11 protein-coding genes are annotated in these 19234 nt (G+C 35.3%); all 11 read left to right on the top strand.

What is annotated here, in order from left to right; all coding sequences use genetic code 11:
- Positions 1-282 precede the first annotated feature (282 nt).
- The 11 genes from CJ739_RS08215 (at position 283) to CJ739_RS08165 (ending at position 19181) form a co-directional block, all read left to right on the top strand.
- Positions 283-996 carry an RNA polymerase sigma-70 factor gene (locus tag CJ739_RS08215; RefSeq protein ID WP_236951629.1) on the top strand — a complete coding sequence of 238 codons (714 nt, stop codon included), beginning with the start codon at positions 283-285 and terminating at the stop codon, positions 994-996.
- A 304-nt stretch (positions 997-1300) separates the two neighbouring features.
- Positions 1301-2467 (top strand): FecR family protein, encoded by a 1167-nt coding sequence (locus tag CJ739_RS08210; protein WP_117174217.1) that lies wholly within the window; start codon positions 1301-1303, stop codon positions 2465-2467.
- A 157-nt stretch (positions 2468-2624) separates the two neighbouring features.
- A complete protein-coding gene (locus tag CJ739_RS08205) occupies positions 2625-5930 on the top strand; it encodes a SusC/RagA family TonB-linked outer membrane protein (protein ID WP_162880164.1) in 3306 nt (1101 codons plus the stop codon).
- Positions 5931-5961: 31 nt separating this feature from the next.
- Complete coding sequence (locus CJ739_RS08200; protein WP_117174213.1) at positions 5962-7524, top strand: RagB/SusD family nutrient uptake outer membrane protein; 1563 nt, start codon at positions 5962-5964, stop codon at positions 7522-7524.
- A 307-nt stretch (positions 7525-7831) separates the two neighbouring features.
- On the top strand, positions 7832-9397 hold the full coding sequence (locus CJ739_RS08195; protein ID WP_117174211.1) for an alpha-N-arabinofuranosidase: 1566 nt from the start codon (positions 7832-7834) through the stop codon (positions 9395-9397).
- 252 nt (positions 9398-9649) lie between these two features.
- Positions 9650-11248: an arabinan endo-1,5-alpha-L-arabinosidase gene (locus CJ739_RS08190; RefSeq protein ID WP_117174209.1), complete on the top strand. Its 1599-nt coding sequence runs from the start codon at positions 9650-9652 to the stop codon at positions 11246-11248.
- Positions 11249-11349: 101 nt separating this feature from the next.
- Positions 11350-12675, top strand: coding sequence for a serine hydrolase domain-containing protein (locus CJ739_RS08185; RefSeq protein WP_117174207.1), 1326 nt, complete (start codon positions 11350-11352; stop codon positions 12673-12675).
- Between the two features lie 167 nt (positions 12676-12842).
- Positions 12843-13808 (top strand): glycoside hydrolase family 43 protein, encoded by a 966-nt coding sequence (locus tag CJ739_RS08180; protein WP_117174205.1) that lies wholly within the window; start codon positions 12843-12845, stop codon positions 13806-13808.
- A 128-nt stretch (positions 13809-13936) separates the two neighbouring features.
- On the top strand, positions 13937-14926 hold the full coding sequence (locus CJ739_RS08175) for an arabinan endo-1,5-alpha-L-arabinosidase (protein WP_117174203.1): 990 nt from the start codon (positions 13937-13939) through the stop codon (positions 14924-14926).
- Positions 14927-15091: 165 nt separating this feature from the next.
- Complete coding sequence (locus CJ739_RS08170; protein ID WP_117174201.1) at positions 15092-17467, top strand: glycoside hydrolase family 127 protein; 2376 nt, start codon at positions 15092-15094, stop codon at positions 17465-17467.
- A 10-nt stretch (positions 17468-17477) separates the two neighbouring features.
- Complete coding sequence (locus CJ739_RS08165; RefSeq protein WP_117174198.1) at positions 17478-19181, top strand: GH39 family glycosyl hydrolase; 1704 nt, start codon at positions 17478-17480, stop codon at positions 19179-19181.
- Positions 19182-19234 lie beyond the last annotated feature (53 nt).

The following is a 19234-nucleotide window of genomic DNA, read 5'->3' as shown; positions in this document are numbered from 1 at the left end:
TTTTTATTTGAAATCAAAAAAATAAGTGTATAAATAACATTTATAAAAATACACTTGGTTATGTGGTTTTTTTAAGTTAACTATGTAAAACAAAATAGGTCTGTTAATTACAATTAAAGTGGCAAATCTAAAATTGCCTGCAAAAGTGCTGAAAACTTAGAAGTTATTTAAACTTTTTGTTTGTAAGCGAAGAATTTAATCCTGCGACAGCTGGCTCGTTCGCTAAAATAACCCACTGGGCTATTTTTTACGCTCCGCCCTGTTTCATAATAAACCTTTTTTGTGTCGCATAACAGCGCTACGGGACTTAAAAAAGTCAAAATTAGGGAGCAAAATGTGAATTTTGCAAGTAAAAGAAAAAGTTTAAATCACTTCTTTTTAAAAATAGTATTAGTTGAGATAGAAAAGCAGATTATTGATTTTAATTCAACAACTTTGAACACTCATAGCGAACCATATCAGCTTACATTAAAAGAGTATAAAAAAACATTTGACTCTTTGTATACATTGCTATGTTTATTCGCTAACAAATATTTAAATGATATTGAAGCATCAAAAGATATTGTTCAAGTAGTTTTCATTAAAATTTGGGAAGATAATATTGAGTTTCGTAGCGAAGAAAATATTAAATCCTATTTATATACTTCAGTAAAAAATAAATCGCTCGATTATATTAAGAGTAAACGTGTTACATCAACCGAAAAATTGTCATCCATAAAAATAGAAGACATGGAAACAGAGCCTTTTTATTTAAGAGAGGTTGTGGTTTTAGAAACCCACAGTATTGTTGAAAAGGCTATAAAAACATTGCCTAAAAAGTGCGCACAAATTATTAGGTTAAGTATTAATAATTTTACGAATCCAGAGATAGCTACCGAACTGGGCATATCGATAAACACCGTTAAAGCCCAAAAAAAAATTGCATATAAAAAACTAAAGCCTATCCTAAAAGATTACCTCATTCTTATAGCTTTTGTTTTTGATTTAGGTGATTAGCCTTGACTTTTTCAATTGGCCGCAAAATGATCTTTTTACCCCATATTTTACCTTTTTTTACTCCGTAGCACTGCTATGAAGTGATAAAAAGCTAAAATCTGAAAGAGGACGGAGCGTATAAAAATAACCCAGCGGGTTATTTTAGCGAACGAGCCAGCATACGCAGAGGGCATTTTTGCTTCAATCAAAAAAGTCAAGATGAGTTCAAATAAAAAAGTTTTTCACTTTTTTTTAACCCTATCTTAACATTCTGTCGTCTTAAGGTTAAATAAGCATATTTTCAAGTTAATTAACCATACATCGCATGTCTGTTTTCAATAAAATCATTATACTATCCAAAAAACTTGCGTCCTCATTATTAAAAGACGAAAAGCCTACAGATTTAGAAGCTTCCGATATTTTTAATGATGCTGATAAAGCATATATATTGAAGAATCTTACCGATGAGACTTTAATAAAAGAACGTCTTAACCTAGCAAATCAAGTTAAAAAAAAGGAAGATTGGGAAAAAGTAAAAAGTAATATTACAAAACCATCCGTAAGGTTTTTATATTGGAAATATACTGCCGCTGCCGCTGTAATAGGATTATTGGCAACTACATATTTTTTTAGAGGAACACTTTTTAACAACTCTAATGAGTGCATGCCAATAATTGTAAATAATAATATAAAAACAGGTACCGATAAGGCTACCCTAACATTAGAAGATGGAACCATTATAGCTTTAGAAAAGGGAAATAATTATGAGGCTGGTAATTTTAAAAGCAATGGCGAAAAAATAATATACCAAGCAAATAATCGCTCAAATTCAAAAATTGCATATAATTATTTAACTATTCCGAGAGGCGGGCAATTTTTTATTGAATTATCAGATGGCACAAAAATATGGTTAAACTCAGAAACCCAACTTAAATATCCCGTATCTTTTATTAAAGGTGAAACCCGAAATGTAGAACTTGTTTATGGAGAGGCTTATTTTGATGTATCACCTAGCGTTAACCATAAAGGATCGAAATTCAAAGTAATAAACCAAAATCAAGTGGTTGAGGTTTTAGGAACAGCGTTCAATATAAAAGCCTATAAAGACGAAACTAATATTTACACCACTTTGGCAGAAGGCAAGGTAGAATTAGACTTTAACGGGAAAAAACAAAAATTAAGTCCAACACAACAATCTAATTTTAATTTGAACACCAATGCTTTATTGGTAGTAAATGTAGATGTATACAACGAAGTTTCATGGAGACAAGGTGTTTTTAGTTTTGAAAATAAACCATTAAAGGAGATTATGAAGGTATTATCCAGATGGTATAATATGAATGTCGTATTTATTAATGAAGAAATAGGAAATGAAGCGTTTACAGGGGTTTTGGGCAAAGATCAAAACATAGAAGATATTTTAGCTACCATTAAAAACTTTGGAATCATCAACAATTATTATATAAAGAACAAAACAATAACATTGAAATAAAAAAAGGGAGCGAAGTTTTGACATTTAGCGGTATCTAACTTCGTCCCTCCTAACTAAATTAATTAAACTAATGTCTAACTAATCTTAATGCTAAATTATGAAAATTAACTTAATTGAGGCCCGTTCTCTAACTCGAAAACGGCTACTACTATTTATTATGAGAACATTTTTCTTCTTATTATGTACAACCGTATTCAGTTTCACTACTGAAAACACATTTTCTCAAGAGAAGGTTGTCATTGACCAAGACCAAACGGTAACGGTTGATAAGGTGTTCAAAATAATAAAAGAACAAACGAATTATCGTTTTATTTACCCAAGTAATCTATTTGAAAATGCTCCTAAAATTCAATTAACAAAAGGGGAAATTGAAATTCAAAAATTACTAAACCAAAGCCTTTCAGGAAGTAATCTTAATTTTGAAGTATCTAAAAACAACACCATTGTAATTAAAGAAAATGTTGTTAATTATGTTAATGAAATTCAACAAGGTATTCAAATATCTGGTACTGTTGTAGATGGTTCTGGGTTTCCTTTACCTGGGGCAAATATTCTAGAACAAGGTACTAAAAATGGTGCACAGTCAGATTTTGACGGTAATTTTTCCTTAAAAGTTTCAAGTAAAAACGCTGTTTTAGTAGTTTCTTACTTAGGATATTTAACCAGAGAAGTTGCCTTAGAAGGTAAAACAAAAATTGATATTGTGCTACGTGAAAACGCTTCAGCTTTAGATGAAGTCGTGGTTGTAGGTTACGGTACGCAAAGAAAATCAGACTTAACGGGCTCTGTAAGTGTTGTAGATATTGATAATGCTAAAAAAACAGTAACATACGATGCCGCTAAAATGTTACAAGGTCAAGTTGCAGGTGTAACAGTACAATCTTCAGGAGAACCAGGAGGTTTTGTTAACATTAAAATTAGAGGAATAAACTCGTTTAGCAACAACAACCCGCTTTTTGTAATAGACGGAATGATTATAGATAGCCCTTTCGATTTTGCTCCAGGCGATATCGAATCTATGCAAGTGCTTAAAGATGCATCGGCAGCAGCCATTTATGGAGTACGTGGCGCTAACGGTGTTGTAATTATCACCACAAAAAAAGGAAAAATGGGCAAATTTGATGTGAAATTAAAGTCACTTTATGGCGTTCAAAATGTAGCTAATACTTGGTCGGTAACAGATAGAGTGGGCTATCAAAACATAACTACTGCTGCCGAGTTAAACGCAGGTTTAAGTATTGCACCAGGAAACGACCCAAACAATCCTTCATATATTAGTAACGTAGACACCAATTGGCAAGAAGCTGCTTTTCGTACAGGTTATATTGAAAACCACGCCCTTACTTTTAGTGGTGGTGCCGAAAGTTTAGCCTATAACATGAATGTAGATTACTTTAAAAATAGTAGTTATATGGATTCTCCACAAGACTATGAAAGAATATCTACCAATCTAAATTTAACAGGGAACAAAGGCAAGTTTAAGTATGGCTCAAAATTGGGTTATACACAATCTAATAAAGAAATTTTTAACGAGTATTTAGCTGGCCAGTCGCCAATAAGTGATTTATTGGGAGCTATTCCAACAATGTCAGTTTATGATGAAAACAATATAGGAGGTTATGGCGGCACAGACAACTTAACCCAAAGAGCTATTTCCATGAACGTCATTGGGTTTAATAATGTAAATGAAAATTCAGGACAAAGAAATCGTTTTATCGGAAATATTTGGGGAGAATTAGAAATATTTGAAGGATTTAAATATAAATTGGATGCCAGTTTTGATAGATTAGATTGGAAAAATAGACTGTTTATTCCTGAAAGTGAATTAGGATGGTATTACTTAACAACGCCCGAAGAAGCGTCTTTAGATATTGCAACAGGAAGTCAAACCAGAACCTTCCTAAATCATTTACTTACTTATGATATAACTCTAGCAGATAAGCATAAAATAGGTGTTTTAGCTGGTTTAGTACAAGAAAGAAACGACTATTACAACCATTGGTCAAGAGGTGTTGGATACCCAACAGGAACGATTAGTCATTTAGAATATGCTACCGATACGAGTACAGGTGAAAACGAAAACACTATAACAGGTATTTCTTATTTAAGCAGGTTAAACTATGGGTACGACGATCGTTATTTGTTAACTGTAAACTTTAGACAAGATAAAACATCGCTTTTTAGTGAAATCAATAATTCAGCAAATTTTTATTCCTTTTCAGGTGCTTGGAAACTTAGCAACGAAAAATTCATCACTTTACCAGAGTGGTTAAATACTGTTAAGTTAAGAGGTGGTTATGGCGAATTGGGCAATAACACCATTCCACCATACTTTTTCGCAACAACCACAAATCAGTTTGCCGGATATAATTTCAATAATGCTTTAGCTCCTGGAACCACAGTTGTAAGCTCGTTGGACCCTAATGTACATTGGGAAAAGACAAAAACAACCAATGTGGCACTTGAATTAGGTTTATTGGATAATGATTTACAATTTACGGCAGAATATTATATTAAAAAATCAAACGATTTATTAATTGGTGTACCACTACCTTTTTCTACTGGTGCATTTCCTGCAAGTATTACCACTAATGCAGGCGCTGTTCAAAATAAAGGTTTAGAATTTACGGCTTCTTACAGCAATAATCGCCATGAGTTTAAATACAATATTTCGGCTAATTTAGGAACACTTAAAAATGAAGTACAACAAATAGGCATCAATGGAAATCCAATTTATGGTGCTGCTTCAAAAACAGAAGTTGGAAGATCTATTGGAGAAATTTATGCTTATGAAACCGATGGCATTTTCCAATCGGATGCTGAAGTTGCCGCTTCACCAACACAAGTTGGTGCGGCTGCTGGTGATATTAAATTCAAAGATCAATTAACCGTAGATACAGATAACGATGGTGTGTTTGATTCGGCAGACGGTATTATTAACGATCAAGATAGAATTTTTCAAGGAGTTACTATTCCTAAATACAGCTATGGGTTTAACTTTAATAGTACTTATAAAAACTTTGATTTATCATTCTTTTTACAAGGTGCTGGCGGAAACAAAGCATTCAATGGGATGTATAGAAACTTGATGATTGGTCAATATGTTAATCATCATACAGATGCATTAAATTACTGGACACCTACCAATACCGATACGAATGTACCACGACCAATCATCGGAGATCCAAATGGCAATGCAAGAGATTCTAACAGATTTATTGAAGACGGTGATTATATTAAACTTCAAAATATGGAGATTGGGTATAATATTCCTTTAGGAGATAATAAATTAATCCAAAGTGTTAGAATTTATGCCAATGGCCAAAACTTATTTATTATAAGTAAGTACAGAGGATATGATCCAGATTTTAATTCAAATGACGGATTGTTTTCTAGAGGGTACGATGGTGGGTCTTTACCAAATCCAAGAACATTCTCATTAGGTGTTCAAGTAGATTTTTAACAGAAGTTAACAACAATTAAAACGAATTAAAATGAAATATATAAATTTTAAATACTTATCAATATTCCTTTCGCTGTCTATGGTGCTTAGTGGCTGTGTAAAAGAAGATGATTTAATACAAATAGACCCTAATAACGATGCCGTTGATTCTTTTTGGAAAACTGATGATGATGCGCTTAAAGGTATTAATGCTGCTTACGGCAGTCTATTAACCGATGGAACCTACATGAGAAGTACCCCATTATTATTAGATTTAAAAGGAGATGATTGTAAAAGCAACAGCCCTTGGGGCGCTATGTATGTGGTGGGTAAATTTAATTCAAACGTTACCGACGCAGCCATTTATGGATGGGCTTATGAAACTTATTACCAAGGTGTTTATCGTGCCAACCAAGTTTTAACACATGTTCCAAGTATTGATTTTGAAGACAGTGCTCTTAAAAATAGAATTTTGGGTCAAGCCTATTTTTTAAGAGGTTTGTATTTGTTTCATGCAGTAAACTTATTTAAAAATGTACCAATTCCAACAGAGTTAGCAGCCATATATCCTCAAAAAACAGAAGCTGAAGGATGGGCACAGGTCATTGAGGATTTTAAAACTGCTGCCGATTTACTTCCTGTTTCTTACACTAATATTTCAGGTTTAGATGCAGGAGAAAAAGGGCGTGCTACCAAAGGGGCGGCCCTAGCTTACTTAGGAAAATCGTATTTATTTACTAAAGATTTTCCAAATGCAAGAGATACTTTTAAACAGGTTATAGATTTAAATGTGTACGCATTGGTTTCTAATTACAGAGATAACTTTACAGATGTTAATGAGAATAATTCAGAATCTGTATTCGAAGTACAATTTAGTAGAGATGCAGGTGGTGTAGATTTAGGTTGGGGCGGTGCTCCAGCTTCTGGATGGGGAAAAACATCAGCTAGAGCTATTACTTATGGACCAAGAGCATTTGGATGGACAGACGTTCAGCCTACTAGAGCTTTGTTTAATGAATTTCAAGAAGAATTGACCATATCCGGGGAGGTTGATCCCCGATTGGATGCAACCATGTTCTATAATAAGCCAGGAGGTATGATGCTATACGGTCAAGATTTTGCGACATTTTATGGAGGGAACCCTCAAGATTTAAACGATCTTTTCTGTAGAAAATACCAAAATTCTGATGGCAATTATCCAAATGAATACGATTGGCGCTCTGGAATTAACGAACGTATTATGCGTTATGCAGACGTGCTGTTAATGTATGCAGAATGTTTAAACGAAACAAACGATACGCCAGGCGCATACACGTATATAAAACCCGTTAGAGACCGTGTGGGTTTACCAGACTTAAGTGTTGTAAAGCCAAATATGACAAAAGAACAAATGAGAGAACAAATAGGGCATGAAAGATATTTGGAGTTCGCTCTAGAAGGGCACCGTTTTGATGATATCCGTCGTTGGGGATGGTTACAAGACCAAACCAAGCTTACTTGGTTAAAATCCAGAGATCCAGAATTTGACACCTATTCACCAGGAAGGGAATATTTCCCAATTCCACAATTAGAAATGGACAACAATCCAGGAACCGTGCAAAACTCTGGGTACTAAATATTTTTTGAGTTAGTTTATTTAATGAACTCGTTTAAATTTCTTAGCCAATTATGAAAAATTTAAACGAGTTCAATTCCAATAGCAAGCTTTTAACTTGCTATTGGATATTATTTTTTTTAGTTCCAATGCATTAAGCATATTAACTAATAAAATGAATGCTAAAATTATAAAATAGATTTTATCAACGTATTTCTTGGTTTTATTAAGTTTTTTCAATTTATTTGTAAGTGTATATTAAACACTTATAAAGTAAGATATTAAAATCTTAATAAAAAAGGAATAATTAAATTATATAAAAAAGCAAATGGTTGAGTTTAAATTTAAAAATGGATTTTTAAAAGTTCTTGTGATTAACTTTATAGCATGCCTGAGTGTCTATTCTCAAGATAAGACAACTCTGGTAACAATAAATAAGACTGAAGATGCCCCCGTAATAAGCAAGCATATTTACGGCCATTTTGCTGAGCACTTGGGAAGATGCATTTATGATGGTTTTTTTGTTGGAGATACATCTAAAATAGCTAATACAAACGGTGTACGTAATGATATTGTTGAAGCCTTAAAAAAACTACAAATACCTAATTTAAGATGGCCTGGAGGCTGTTTTGCAGATACCTATCATTGGAAAGATGGCATTGGCCCTTTAGACCAACGACCAACCATAGTGAACACTTGGTGGGGAGGCGTCACCGAAGACAATAGTTTTGGTACCCATGATTTTTTAAATATGTGCGAATTACTTGAAACCGAACCATACCTTTCTGGTAATGTTGGTAGCGGTACGGTACAAGAATTGGCAGATTGGGTACAATACACCAATTTTGGAGGCAAGAGTCCAATGAGTGATTTACGAAAGAAAAATGGTAGAAACGAACCATGGAAAGTAAAATATTGGGGAATTGGAAACGAGGCTTGGGGCTGCGGTGGCAATATGACAGCGGATTATTATGCCAATGAGTATAGAAAATATGCCACATTTATTTCCGATTGGGAAAATACAGGAGGAATCGTACGTATAGCTTCTGGAGCAAGTAGTGATGATTATAATTGGACGGAAACCCTTATGAAGAATATTCCGAGAAATATGTTAGGAGGCTTGGCATTGCACCATTATTCTGTAATAGACTGGAAGAAAAAGGGAGATGCCGTTAGTTTTACAGAAGAACAGTATTTCAAAACTATGACAGAAGCCTTAAAAATGGAAGAATTGGTTACCAAACATGCTGCCATTATGGATAAATATGATCCAAACAAAAAAGTTGATTTAGTGGTAGATGAATGGGGTGGCTGGTATGAAGTTGAAAAAGGTACAAATCCAGGGTTTTTATATCAACAAAACACGATGAGAGATGCCGTTTTAGCAGGTGCAACCCTCAATATATTTAATAACCATGCCGATAGGGTTCGTATGGCAAATTTAGCGCAATGCGTCAATGTGTTACAGGCTGTAATTCTTACTAAAGAAGCCAAAATGATTTTAACACCAACATACCATATCATGGAAATGTATAAAGTGCACCAAGACGCTAAATTATTGCCAATTGCATTTGAAAGTCCTTTATATACATTTAATAATGAATCACTTCCTGCAATTTCTGTTTCAGCTTCAAAAGATAATAACGGACTCGTTCATGTATCCATGGTTAATGTAGATTCTAAAAAAGAAAACAAAATTGAAATAGACCTAAATGAACTTACCGTTAAAAATATAACAGCTAAAGTACTTACTTCAAAAACATTACAAGATCATAACTCTTTTGATAATCCAACAAAAATACAACCAACCAATTACAAAGGGTTTGAAGTAAAAAAAGGAAAACTGACTGTAATAATCCCTCCTTTTTCAATTGTAATGATAGAAGGTAAATAATTATAAAAATGACACGAGCCTTGAGGCGAACTGGCGTAGCAAACACCCATGCAAAAGATACTTTTAACACATAGAACATGATTATGGATGTAACATCGATAGGAAGAGTTATGGGTTATGAATTAAGAATTATGAGCCTAGCCAAGGGTTAAAGATTAACAATTAATCGATTAAACAGAATTAAAATAACAAACACAACCCTTAAGCCAGTATGGGTTCTCCCTTTGGGAGTTAAGGGGCTAAATATAAAAAATGAAAAGTATAAAAATAGTGCTTAAAGTGGCAGCCATATTGGTGGTGCTTTTTGTTACAAGTTGTTCAAAAGATGACCCAACAACAGAAGAATCAACGCCCACTCCTACACCTACACCAACGCCTACACCAAGTACGTTTGCAGGGCCTACATACCCAGATAACTACACCTCTACAGCCTCATGGAATTCGCGGTCACAATGGAATTTGGCCAATGTGCACGACCCGACTGTAGAGAAAAGTGGTGATTATTATTATATGTATCAAACAGATGCTTCTTATGGAAATGCACACGACGGTAATGGGCATTTTCACCACAGACGGTCTAAAGATTTAATTAATTGGGAATATAGAGGAAGTAGCATGAGTGCTGCGCCTGCTTGGGTTAAAGATTCTTTAAATAATAAAAGAGCTCGAATGGATCCTGCTTTGCCGCCTATTGAAAACCCAAGTTATGGATATTGGGCTCCTTTTATCAAAAAAGTGGGGAATACGTATAGAATGTATTATAGCATTGTTGTTTTAGAACCAATAATTGGTTCCGATTATAATACCTCTTGGTCTGAACGCGCATTTATAGGTCTTGCAGAATCGGACGATTTAGCCTCCAATGTTTGGGTAGATAAAGGGATGGTAGTTTGTTCAATTGCCGATGGTTTGGAAACTTACACAAGAACAAGTGGCAATGATTGGAGTGGTTATTTCAAATTTAATGGCATAGATCCTACAATGGTTATAACAAAAGAAGGCGAGCAGTATTTAATTTATGGGTCTTGGCATTCTGGAATTGCCGCCGTAAAATTAAACCCAGATACAGGTAAACCCGATAAATTAGAAACCTTACAAGATTATGGGGTTACTATTGCTAAACGCGGAAACAGCCGTTGGCAAGCTTCAGAAGGACCAGAAATCATTTATAATCCAGACACCGATTACTATTATTTATTTTTGGCTTATGATGAATTGTCGGTGGCTTACAATACAAGAGTAGCACGTTCAAGAAATATTACAGGACCCTATCTTGGTATAAATGGTGCAAATATTACATCGGGTGCCGATTGTTATCCTATGCTAACACATCCTTATGCGTTTAAAAACCATACAGGTTGGGTGGGCTTCTCTCATTGCTCGGTTTTTCAAAATCCCGACACAAAACAATGGTTTTATGCGTCTCAAGCGCGTTTACCAGAAAATGTTCCAGGTATAAATGCATCCAATGCCCTTATGATGGGACATGTTCGTGAAATTCAATGGACCGAAGATGGTTGGCCCGTTGTAGCACCAGAACGTTATGCAGGCGTGCCTTCAACAGAAATTACTGAAACTTCGTTTATCGGAACTTGGGAACATATCGAAATGAAATACCAATATAAAACCATTCAAAACGCAACAACGATTCAACTAACAGCTGATAAAAAAATAAGTGGTGGCCTAACAGGCACATGGTCGTACGATAGTGCCAATAAAACATTAACGATTAATGGTGTTAAATGCAAAGTAACCGATGCTTGGGATTGGGAAGCTTCTACCAGAAAAGTAACCATAACTTATTCGGGACTTACGGCAGCTGGTTTGCCGGTTTGGGGCAAAAAGAATTAAACTATTCGGGACCAGCAATGAAATTTAAAAACAACTGCGAAGCACATCAGTGAACACTGCTAACAAATATCAACTTAGTGAACTAAATAAATACCCACATAATGAAAAGAACAAGTGTTATTTTTACTTTACTGGCTGTCTTTACTTTGAGTTGCAAAAATAATTCAACAGAAAAAAGTTCCATACCCCAAAGTTTCAATCATAATCCCAATTTAACGGAACTCCATGTCAAATCCGGACAAATTGAAAAGATCGATGCTTTACTTCAATCGTTCGTAAGTGAAAAAAAATTAAACTGTGTTACCGCTTTTGTAGCCAAAGAAGGCCATGTCGTTTATAATAAGGCTTATGGTTTAAAGGATATTGACAATCAAATTCCGGCCAGTGTAGATGACTATTATGTGTTGTTTTCCCAAACCAAAGCAGTTACCACTGTTGCCTTTATGACGCTTGTTGAGAAAGGATTGGTAGCTATTGATGACCCTGTTTCAAAATACTTTCCTGAAATCCCCGACCAGATAGTAACAAAAGTTTACGAAGACGGTACTTATGAAACCCGTCCTATAAAAAACCCCATGACCTTTGCACATCTGATGTCACACGCTTCGGGGCTAAATGCCGGCCTTGTTGGAGAAATTCGTCGTTCGGAAAACCAAAACGGTGGTACCCCTGCCGGATTCGGGGGGCCTATACCTAATAATATACCCAATGGACAAAGGAGTTTTGGAGGCAATTTTGATTCAAAATATTTGAAAGAAGAAATGTTGGCACTGGTAAAATACCCACTAGGTTTCGAACCCGGTACAGAATGGAATTACCATGTAAGCACCAATATGTTAGGATATATGGTTGAACGAATATCAGGAAAATCATTACGTGACTATGTAAAAGAAACGATTTTGAAGCCACTGGGAATGGACAATACCGATTGGTATTACCAACCCAATGCCTTGAGTCGTTTTGTGAAACCTTATAATGCTATCGACGGTAAGTTGGAAGAAGGTTCAACAATGTACGCCCAAGGCACAATTAGCAGTGAACAAACATATTGTGAAGGTGCCATTGGTCTAAACGGCCCCATTGAAGATTATGCAAAATTTTGCCAGATGTTGCTTAATAAAGGAGAATTTAACGGACATCGTATTTTAACCTCACAAACCGTTGAATTGATGACAACCATTAACCGTTTGCCGGAAACTAAAGACAACCCTTTTAAATTCGGACTGGGGTTTGAATTGTTCAATGACCTGAAAAAACCTGTTCCGTCCGTTTCAAATACTGCCTATGGTTGGGGAGGCTTGTTTGGGACCGATTATATTATTGATCCTGAAAACGACTTGATCGCTTTATTTTACATGAACATGTATAAGCACGACCCACTCTACCCTAAGTTCTTAGATGAAGCGTACGAGTTATTTGATAAATAAATAGCACCCTCGTATTTTATAAAAAACCCTGTGCTTTGGACTTGTTAAGAAATTATAAGTACGGTTGAAACGGAAAACGAGAGACAACAGAGTAGAGAATGAACAATAGAATAGGCAATAAATAATAGACAGAGTTCAAGAGCTTTGCAGCTTTAAAAAACAACCAAATGAAAAATATAGTTTTATTAATTACAGCGGTTTCACTTATTACGGCGTGTAAAACAAAGAAGATTGAGAATGGGGATGCTTTAAAATTAAACAACCCTATTATTACAGATAAATACACGGCCGATGCTGCTGCCATTGTTTATAAAGATAAGGTGTATTTGTACGCAGGTCACGACCAAGCACCAAATGATGTTAATGCTTATAGAATGCACGAATGGTTAGTATATTCTTCATCAGATATGGTACATTGGAAAGAACACCCAGTGCCTTTAAAACCAACAGATTTTAAATGGGCGTCAGGTAGTGCCTGGGCTTCACAAGTGATAGAAAAAGACGGAAAGTTTTATTGGTATGCCACTGTCGAACACGGAAGTATTCATGGAAAAGCTATTGGAGTTGCCGTTTCCGATAGTCCGACAGGGCCTTTTAAAGATGCTTTAGGAAAGGCACTAATTACTAATGATATGACCACCCAAACAAAGATAAGTTGGGATGATATAGACCCAACGGTTTGGATTGATAATGATGGGCAAGCTTATCTTTTTTGGGGAAATACCGTATGCAAATATGCTAAGTTGAAAGATAACATGATAGAATTGGATGGCCCCATAATGACCATAGAATTACCAAACTTTACTGAAGCTCCTTGGATCCATAAAAAAGGCGATTGGTATTATTTATCGTATGCGTATCAATTTCCGGAAAAAATAGCCTATGCCATGAGCAAATCCATAACAGGACCTTGGAAATTTAAAGGTATTTTGAATGAAGTAGCAGGAAATAGCAATACCAATCATCAAGCAATTATCGAGTTTAAAGGAAAAGATTATTTCATTTACCACAACGGAAGCATTCCAACCCACGGAGGAAGTTTTAGGCGCTCGGTTTGCGTGGATAGACTTTATTATAACGAAGATGGCACCATGAAACGTGTCATTATGACTTCAGAAGGCATTCAAAAATAAAAGATAATGAAACTCCATGCTAAGATGAGTTGTGAGTTATAAGTTGAACCAAGACCCCAAGACCCAACGAGAAACTTTGAATATAGACAAATAGAGACTTTGAACTTTGCAACTCTAAACATAAACAGATGACATCACTAAAAAAAATAGTTTTAGTATTAACCATTCTAATAGAATCTTCGCTATTCGCACAAAATATTCGAGTGCATGACCCTGTTGTTATTCAGCAAAACAATACATTTTACTTATATTCTACAGGAAGAGGTATCGATTGTTTTAGTTCACCCGATTTAATAAACTGGAAGAAGGAACCATCAGTTTTCCCCGAAAAGCCAATTTGGGCCGATAGTGTTGTTCCAGAATTTAAAAACCACATTTGGGCACCCGATATTTCATTTCATAACAATACCTATTATCTATATTATTCGGTTTCAGCTTTCGCTAAAAATACGTCTGCAATAGGTTTGGTAACCAATACCACTTTAAACCCAACCGATGCTAATTATAAATGGGTAGATCATGGTATTGTCATTCAATCCATACCGAATAGAGATTTATGGAATGCCATCGACCCCAACCTTATTTTTGATGAAAATAATACGCCTTGGTTGTCTTTTGGTTCTTTTTGGAACGGTTTAAAAATGGTAAAACTCAATCCAGATTTAAAAACACTTGCGGAACCTCAACAATGGCATACCATAGCAAGAAGGCAACGCAGTTTTGAGTTAGACGACACAGACCCAGGTGATGCGGCTTTAGAAGCCCCTTTTATTTTTAAAAAGAATGATTATTACTATTTATTCCTGTCATGGGATTTATGCTGTAGAGGTGAAAACAGCACTTACAAAGTAGTGGTAGGTCGCTCTAAATCTGCTACTGGTCCTTTTATTGATAAAGAAGGAAAGGATTTAAATAACGGCGGGGGCACTCTAATAATTGAAGGAAACAAAAACTGGTACGGTGCTGGGCATAATAGCACATACACGTTTAATGAAACAGACTACATTGTTTTTCACGCCTATGATGCGAATGATAATGGATCTCCAAAGCTTAAAATTGCCAAGTTGTCCTGGGATAGCGACTATTGGCCAAGTTTAAAAAATAATATACTTAACTAATATGAAATCGCCATTAACAAAAAGTTTGCGGAAGCAATTGAAAATCATCGAACACCGATGAAAATAATTTTTTGTGAGATAAACACAAATGAAAATAAAGCGATTGCTTCGCCAGTTCGCTATCGCTCGTGTCCATATGACCTCTAAAAAAATGAATATTTACATATGAAATATTTTGCCATAAGTTTTATAGTATTCGGTTTAACGGGAGCATTTGCCCAACAGCAAGTCAACTTATTTACTTTAAATGAAGTGTCGATAACTTCGGGGGTTTTTAAACAAGCTGCCGAAACCGATTTTAATTACATACAACAATTAGATCCAGACCGTTTGCTTGCGCCTTTTTTAAGGGAAGCTGGTTTAGAACCAAAGGCCGAATCGTACACCAATTGGGAAAACTCAGGATTAGATGGTCATATACTGGGGCATTATCTTTCGGCATTATCCATGTATTTTGCTTCTACAAAGGATAAAAAAGCGGAAGATTTAATTGATTATACCTTAGCCGAATTAAAACGTGTTCATCTTGCTAATGGTAATGGCTATATGGGCGGAGTTCCCGAAAGCAAGGTGTTATGGAATGAGATTCAAAAAGGAAACATAAAAGCGGGGAGCTTCAGCCTTAACGATAAATGGGTGCCACTTTATAACATCCATAAAACCTTTGCAGGATTAAAAGATGCTTGGGTTTATGCTCAAAAAACTGAAGCCAAAACCATGTTAATCGATTTAACCAACTGGTTTATCCACATTACGGAAAATCTAACTGATGCTCAAGTACAAGATATGTTGCGTTCTGAACATGGTGGATTGAATGAGGTTTTTGCCGATGTTTATGCTATCACAAACGATGCTCGTTATTTAGAATTGGCTAAACGCTTTTCCCAATGGACACTTTTGAATCCCTTAGCAGAGAACAAAGATATTCTTACCGGAATGCATGCCAATACACAAATTCCTAAATTCATAGGTTTTGAAAGAATCGCTCAACTGGAACATGATAAAAAATATCACGAATCAGCGTCTAATTTTTACGATAATGTCACCCAGAAACGGTCGTTAAGTATAGGCGGTAATAGTGTTAGGGAGCATTTTAACCCCATTGATGATTTTAGCTCTGTTTTAAGTAGTGAACAAGGCCCAGAAACCTGCAACACATACAACATGCTAAAATTGGGCAAGTTATTGTTTGAAGATTCGGCAAATGCCAGCTATATAGATTTTTACGAACGTGGACTCTACAATCATATTTTATCGTCTCAAAATCCTAATGGGGGATTTGTTTATTTTACACCCATGCGACCAGGACATTACAGGGTATATTCGCAACCCGAAACAAGTTTTTGGTGCTGTGTAGGTTCTGGCATGGAAAATCACACCAAATATAATGAGCTAATCTATGCAAAGAAGAATGATAAATTGTATGTCAATCTATTCATTCCTTCAACAGTTAAGTGGGACGAAAAGCAAGCGACACTTACGCAAAAAACAAATTTTCCTGAAGAAGCATCTACAACATTCATATGGCAAAGTAAAAAGAAGGCACAAGCCACTTTAATGCTTCGTTATCCTGAATGGGTAAAAGCAGGAACAATGGAGATTTACGTAAACGGAAAAATTCAGAAATTAGAAGGACAACCAGGTTCGTATATCCCACTTCAGCGTAAATGGAAAAACGGTGACAAAATAGAACTCAAATTACCCATGCATTTAAGTTTAGAGGACATACCGGATCAATCGGGGTATGTATCGCTAAAATATGGACCTATCGTACTTGCTGCCATAACAGGAGACGACAATCAGGATGGGTTATTTGCTGATGATAGCCGTGGAGGTCATGTTGCTTCAGGGCCTTTCTTAGAAATGACGGAAGCTCCCATGTTTGTTTCAGATAGTGGTCAAGATATTTTAAAACATATAAAACCCATTGAAGGCGAGGTTCTTAAATTTAGTGCCACAGAATTGTTTTATCCTGAAAAATATAAAAAGCTGGTACTTCAGCCATTTTATAAAATTCATGAGAAACGTTATTCTATATATTTTAAAAACGAAACATACGAGGGTTTAGCTAAGCTGCAACGCGAATTAGAAGAAAAACAACAGGCAGAAGCCCGTCTAAAAGCCATTACCTTAGATTATGTTGCCCCTGGCGAACAACAACCCGAATCCGACCATGGCATAAAATCCGACAATTCTAATAGCGGGCTAAATAAAAACCGCCATTGGCGTGATGCTACAGGGTGGTTCAGTTACAATCTTAAAAACAAGGGCGGTAAAGCAAAAGCGTTACGTATTACCTATTTTGGAAAAGATTCTGGACGGAAATTCAAGATTCTCGTAAATGGAACCATTATAGCGAATCCTGAATTAATGGGAACAGAAGGCGATCGTTTCTTTGAGGTTGACTATAATTTACCAGAAACTGTTGTGACCAATAGCGATATATTAACAGTACGTTTTGAAGCAGATAAAAATAATATAACAGCAGGTATTTATGGTGTACGGTTAATTGGCAATATAGAAACTAATGACAACCATTAAACATTTATAAATGATAAAATTCAAATTCATTTTTAAAATTATATTTTTCATTGAAATATTTTTTTTTCAGTTAGGTATTTCTGCCCAAACAAATCCCATAACAATAGAAATTGATGTAAATGAAGTATTAGGGACAATGAATCCCATTTGGGCTTGGTGGGGTTATGATGAACCAAACTATACTTATATGAAAGATGGTAAAAAATTGCTTTCAGAAATGTCATCTTTAAGTCCTGTTCCAGTATATGTCCGTACACATAGTTTGTTGGTTACTGGGGAAGGAACTCATGCCCTTAAATGGGGCTCAACTAATGCCTACACTGAGGACGAAAAAGGAAACCCTATTTATGACTGGACCATTATTGATAAAATATTTGACACCTATATTGAAAGGGGCATGAAGCCTCTGGCACAAATAGGTTTTATGCCAGAGGCCTTATCTATAAAACCATCTCCTTACAGACATTATTGGAAACCCGGAGCAAAATATAGCGATATATATACAGGTTGGGCCTATCCACCTAACGATTATAAAAAATGGGCTGAATTGGTTTTTCAATGGGTTAAACATTCTATTGAAAGATACGGCAAAGAAGAGGTTGAAAGCTGGTATTGGGAATTATGGAATGAACCTAATATAGGGTATTGGCAAGGCACTACAGAAGAGTATATTAAACTATATGATTACACAGCTGATGCTGTTAAACGTGCACTGCCTACTGCAAAAATTGGCGGCCCTGAAGTTACTGGACCGTCTTGGGACAAATCAGAAGAATTTTTACGTACTTTTTTAGACCATGTGCTTAAAGGAAAAAATTACGTTACAGGCAAAGTTGGAACACCTATTGATTTTATCACGTTTCATGCTAAAGGAAGTCCTAAAGTTGTTGATGGTTTTGTTCAAATGAATATGGGAACCCAACTAAGAGATATAAGTAAGGGTTTTGAAATTATAGCTTCTTATCCAGAATTTAAAAAATTACCAATAATAATTGGAGAATCAGACCCTGAAGGCTGCGCGGCTTGTTCAGAAGCCGATTACCCATATAATGCTTATAGAAATGGAACCATGTATGCTAGTTATACTGCTGCTTCATTCTCTAGAAAATATGAATTAGCAGACCACTATGGAGTCAATCTTTTAGGCGCAGTAACATGGGGGTTTGAATTTGAAGATCAGCCTTGGTATGCTGGATTTAGAGATATGGCTACAAATGGTGTCGACAAACCTGTTTTAAATGTTTTTAGAATGTTTGGAATGATGGGAGGTAAAAGGATTAAAGTTAATCAAGATAATCTTTCTTATAATTACTTAAAAGTTAGAGATGAAAGTGTGAGAAGTGAGAATCCTGATATTAATGCACTTGCATCAAAAAAAGAGCATTCAATATCAGTACTGGTTTGGAATTATCATGATAAAAATGATTTAAATGTACCATCTTCATCAATAAAAATTTTGATTGACAATATTCCAGCAACTCAAGTATTATTAAGCCATTACAGAATTGATCAAGAACTCAGCAATTCTTATACATTATGGAAAAAAATGGGATCACCTCAAAATCCAACAAAAAATCAAATTGAAAACCTTGTAAAGGCTGGTCAATTACACCTTTATTCTTCCCCTGAATGGATGCAGGTAAAAACAGGAAAAACAAAAGTTAACATGGAATTACCTAGGCAGGCAGTATCATTAATTACTTTAGAATGGTAAACAAACACCTCTCAATATATACGTAATATCAGCTTTTTAAAATACAGCTTAAA

Origin of the sequence: Mariniflexile sp. TRM1-10 (genome assembly GCF_003425985.1) — a bacterium.
Taxonomy (GTDB): domain Bacteria; phylum Bacteroidota; class Bacteroidia; order Flavobacteriales; family Flavobacteriaceae; genus Mariniflexile.
The sequence above is the reverse complement of the archived record's forward strand: the minus strand, read 5'-3'. Positions and strand labels throughout refer to the sequence as shown.